This is a genomic window from Microbacterium sp. (assembly GCF_039812165.1).
GTDB lineage: Bacteria > Actinomycetota > Actinomycetes > Actinomycetales > Microbacteriaceae > Microbacterium.
The window spans coordinates 1-3,907 of sequence record NZ_JBDIAB010000242.1 but is presented as its reverse complement, the minus strand read 5'-3'; the positions used below and the strand labels follow the sequence as shown (position 1 = coordinate 3,907).

Annotated in this window: 3 protein-coding genes; 1 reads left to right on the top strand and 2 read right to left on the bottom strand. The window is 74.8% G+C overall.

What is annotated here, in order from left to right; translation table 11 throughout:
* On the top strand, positions 1 to 1,013 hold a 1,013-nt coding region (locus WML84_RS13595; RefSeq protein WP_347346673.1), incomplete at its 5' end, for a Fic family protein.
* A 28-nt stretch (positions 1,014 to 1,041) separates the two neighbouring features.
* Here WML84_RS13595 and WML84_RS13590 read toward each other — a convergent pair.
* Together WML84_RS13590 and WML84_RS13585 are read right to left on the bottom strand one after the other, a co-directional pair.
* Complete coding sequence (locus tag WML84_RS13590; RefSeq protein ID WP_347346672.1) at positions 1,042 to 2,160, bottom strand: tetratricopeptide repeat protein; 1,119 nt, start codon at positions 2,158 to 2,160, stop codon at positions 1,042 to 1,044.
* 3 nt (positions 2,161 to 2,163) lie between these two features.
* Positions 2,164 to 3,834: an AAA family ATPase gene (locus WML84_RS13585; RefSeq protein ID WP_347346671.1), complete on the bottom strand. Its 1,671-nt coding sequence runs from the start codon at positions 3,832 to 3,834 to the stop codon at positions 2,164 to 2,166.
* Between the last annotated feature and the right edge of the window lie 73 nt (positions 3,835 to 3,907).

Below are 3,907 nucleotides of genomic sequence, written 5' to 3'. Positions count from 1 at the left end.
TCGCCGCGGCGGAGGCGGCAGCTCGCGAGCTCAGCCGCTTCGACGCCGAGGCAGGCAACGGCGCGCCGGCACTCAGGCCGCTGCTGGTGCACGCCGAGGCGGCGGTGTCGTCGCGGATCGACGACGTCGTGGCATCCGCGTCGGCGATCGGCACGGCGGGGCTGGGCGGACGCGCGGGCCGCGCCGCGGAGCTCGTCGTCGCGAACGCGCACGCCCTCGCCGCATCGGACGGCGTGAGCACCGCCGCGATCGCACGCGCGCACGCGACGCTCATGGCCGACGAACCGCGCCACACGCCCGGACGGTGGCGCTCGCAGCCGACGTGGATCGGGCCGCGCTCCGACAGCCCCGTCGGCGCCGAGTACGTCCCCCCGTACCCCACCCGCGTGCCGGCGCTCATGGACGACCTCGTCGCGTTCGCCCGGCGCACGGACGTGTCGCCGCTCGTGTCGACGGCCATCGCGCACGCGCAGTTCGAGACGGTCCATCCGTTCTCGGCGGGCAACGGCCGCGTCGGACGCGCGTTCGTGCACGCGATGCTCACGGCCCGCGGCGTCACCCGCGACGTCGTCGCGCCGCTGTCGGCGGGGCTCCTCGTCGACCGGCCCGTCTACCTCGACGCGCTCGAGGCGTACCGCGCGGGCGACGTCTCGCCGATCGTCGCCGTGTTCGCCGACGCGGCGCACCACGCGATCGCGAACGCACGACTCCTCGTCGACGACGTCGCACGGGTCCGCGCCGCGTGGAGCGAGCATCTCACCGCCCGCCGGTCGAGCAACGCGTGGGCGCTGCTCGACGTTCTCGTGCGGCATCCGGTGCTCGACTCGGCGACCGCCGCCACCGCGCTCGGCGTGCAGCAGCCGAACGTCTATCCCCCGTTGCAGGCGCTCGTGGATGCCGGCGTCCTCACCCCCAAGGCCGACCACCGGCAGGGTCCGTTCTGGCACGCGACCGACCTGCTCGCCGCGATCGACCGCTTCGCCGCCCGCGCCGCGAGCGGCGAAACGGCCTGAGCACCCCGCCGATGCCGGGCCCCGGGCGTCAGCGGTTGTTCTGAGCCATGAGCTCGCCGACGCTCGGGGTCTTGAGAGCCAAGCCGCCCCAGCCGTGCACGAGCCAAGTGACGAGCATGAGCAGGAACGGGAGCGGCACGGCCGGCACGAACAGCAGCGGCACCACGAGCCCCGTCAGGTACGACAGCACCGCGAGCGCGATCATGACGGCGTCGAACCAGGCCAGAGCGCTGCGCCGTGCGAACCGCCACACCGCGCGCGCGACCGACCGGTCGGCGAGCGGCCGCAGCACGAACGCGAACACGAGCCCGAAGCCCACGAGCCCCACGAACGCGCCCGCGCGCACGATCAGGGCGGGGTCGGTCTCGAGCGCCGCGGCGTCGCCGCCGATGTTCCCGATGATCCCGAAGAACAGCAGCGGCACCGCGAACGCGACCAGCAGCAGCCAACCCAGCAGCCGGCGCAGGAGCAGGTACACCGACAGCCGGGCCAGCAGCGGCGGCACCGCCGCGGTCGGCGTGACCCGCAGGCTCGCGAACGCCGTCCCGATGGCCTCGGCGCGGTGCCCGGCGGTGAACTGCGCCGACATCACCTGCTGCTGCAGCGAGGGATCGGTGGGGTCGAGCGCGGCCGCCTCGCGCATCACCCGATAGCCGCGCTGACGCTGCGCCGGGTCGGCCAGGTACACCCGCGCGAGCGCCACGAGCGCGCGCGAGCGTTCCGCCGGATCGATCGGCGACAGCTGGATCGCGGCCATCGCCTGCGCCTCCGCCGCCGGGAAGTCACGGAGGTCGGCGAGCGCGGCCGAGACCTCGGCGCGATGCCGCCACTCCTCGGGCTCGAGCTGCGCGGCGGCCGACGCCGCCTCCAGCGCCTCCCTCCCCCGGGCGGCGTCGAGCCCGATCAGGCGCGACAGCGTGCCGAAGGCGGCGGCGCGGGTCGCCGTGTCGGCGTCGGCGGTCGCCATCCGCGCGTACCGCTCCGCCTCGGCGAGGTTGCCGACGGATGCCTCGACGTGCGCGAGCATGCACAGCGCGGTGCCGTCCGTGGGATTCTGCGCGAGCGCGCTGCGCAGCAGCTCGCGCGCCTTGTCGGGCTGACGCACCTGCAGGTATGTCATCGCCTGCGCGCGAGGATCGGCATCCATCGGTCAGATCCGGTGCTTCTTCAGATACGACCGCAGCTGCGCGAACGTTCCATCGTCGACGCCGTACTCGAGCACGGGCTTGATCTGCTCGAACCACGATCGGGTCGACGGCACGACGCGGGATGCCGCGGCCTCGACGTCGTAGGTCGTGATCATGCGCGGCACGCCCTCGCGGAGGGAGTCCATGAACGCCTGCTCGATCGCGGTGTCGACGACGTAGGAGAGGTCGGCGCCGGAGAACTCCGCGGTGCGCGCGGCGACGGTGGAGACGTCGATCGCGGCGGCCGGCTTGTCGCGCAGACCGATCCGCACGATCGCCTCGCGCGCGGGCTCGTCGGGCGGCAGGATCAGCACGGTGCGGTCGAGCCGGCCGGGGCGGCGCAGCGCGGGGTCGATGTCCCACGGGCGGTTCGTCGCCGCCAGGACGTACACGCCGTCGTTGGAGGCGCCGACGCCGTCGAGCTCCTCGAGCAGCTGGCTCGTGACCATGCGCAGGCCCTGCGCGAACGCGTTGCCCGACGTGCGGCGCCCGCCGACGGCGTCGAACTCGTCGAAGAAGATCACGCACGGGCGCGAGCGGCGGGCAGTCTCGAACAGCTCGTGGATCGCCTTCTCGGTCTGCCCGCGGTACTCGCCCATGAGGTCGGCGAGCGTCGCGTGCACGAAGCTCGCGCCGAGCTCGCCGGCGATCGCACGGGCGATGAACGTCTTGCCGCAGCCGGGCGGCCCGTACATCAGCAGGCTTCCGCGCGGCTGCTTGCCGAACATGCGCGCCAGCTCGGGGTTGCGCATGGGCGCGAGGAACGACGCCTCGAGGTGCCGCTTGACCTCGGTCATGCCCGCGACGTCGGCGAGGGTCACGGCGGGGCGCTCGACGTCCCACACCGGGGTCTCCTCCGCCTGCGGAGCGCCGGTGGCCGCGAGACGCTGCGGGGCACCCGGCGGCGCGGGCGGGCCGGCGGGCGCGCCGGCGCTGCTCGCGGGCGGGACGGATGCCGGGAGTCCGGCGGCGCCGGACGGAGCCGCGGGCGACGCCGGAGCCGCGGGCGACGAGCCGACGGCAGGGGGAACCGATCCGCCGGGAGTGACCGGTCCGCCGGGGGCAGACGGCGCGGCACCGTGGGACGGCGCCGCCTGTGCAGGAGGCGTCGCGGACGGCGCACCGGGAGAGCCGTACGACGGAGCCGCACCGGGAGAGCCGTAGGCCGGAGGCGCCTGCGTGGGAGGCGCACCGGGAGAGCCGTAGGCCGGGGGCGCCTGCGTGGGAGGCGCACCGGGAGAGCCGTAGGACGGGGCCTCGCCAGGCGACCCAGGCGTGGGCGAAGCCGCGGGCGGCGCGGCGACACCGGGAGCACCAGGCACACCAGGAGCACCAGGAGCACCAGCCGCGCCAGGCGTGCCCGTGCCGCCGGCATCCGCCCCAGATGCACCCTGCGAGCCCGCCTGCGGCGCCGCGTGACGCTTGCGCAGGAGCGCCGCGGCGGCGCGCGCACGCAGCACCGCGACGGTCTGCGGGTTCGCTCCGTAGTGGGCGAGGGTCTCGATCTCGACCGCGGCGACCTCGGGCTGGTGCTCGAGGAGCAGCTCGATCAGATCGACACGGAGGCCGAGGTTCTGCGGGTCGGCCGCGACCGCGTCGCGGATGATCGCGACGAAGTCAGGGGTGTCCGTCATGGCAACGAGGCTAACAACCGGCGCCGACACGCGCTCCCCGCAGTCCGACCGGTCGACCGCCCGTGCTCGCGAC

Coding starts and splice junctions, on each gene's coding strand:
- WML84_RS13585 (WP_347346671.1), bottom strand. CDS start 3,834: ATGACGGACACCCCTGACTTCGTCGCGATCATCCGCGACGCGGTCGCG.
- WML84_RS13590 (WP_347346672.1), bottom strand. CDS start 2,160: ATGGATGCCGATCCTCGCGCGCAGGCGATGACATACCTGCAGGTGCGT.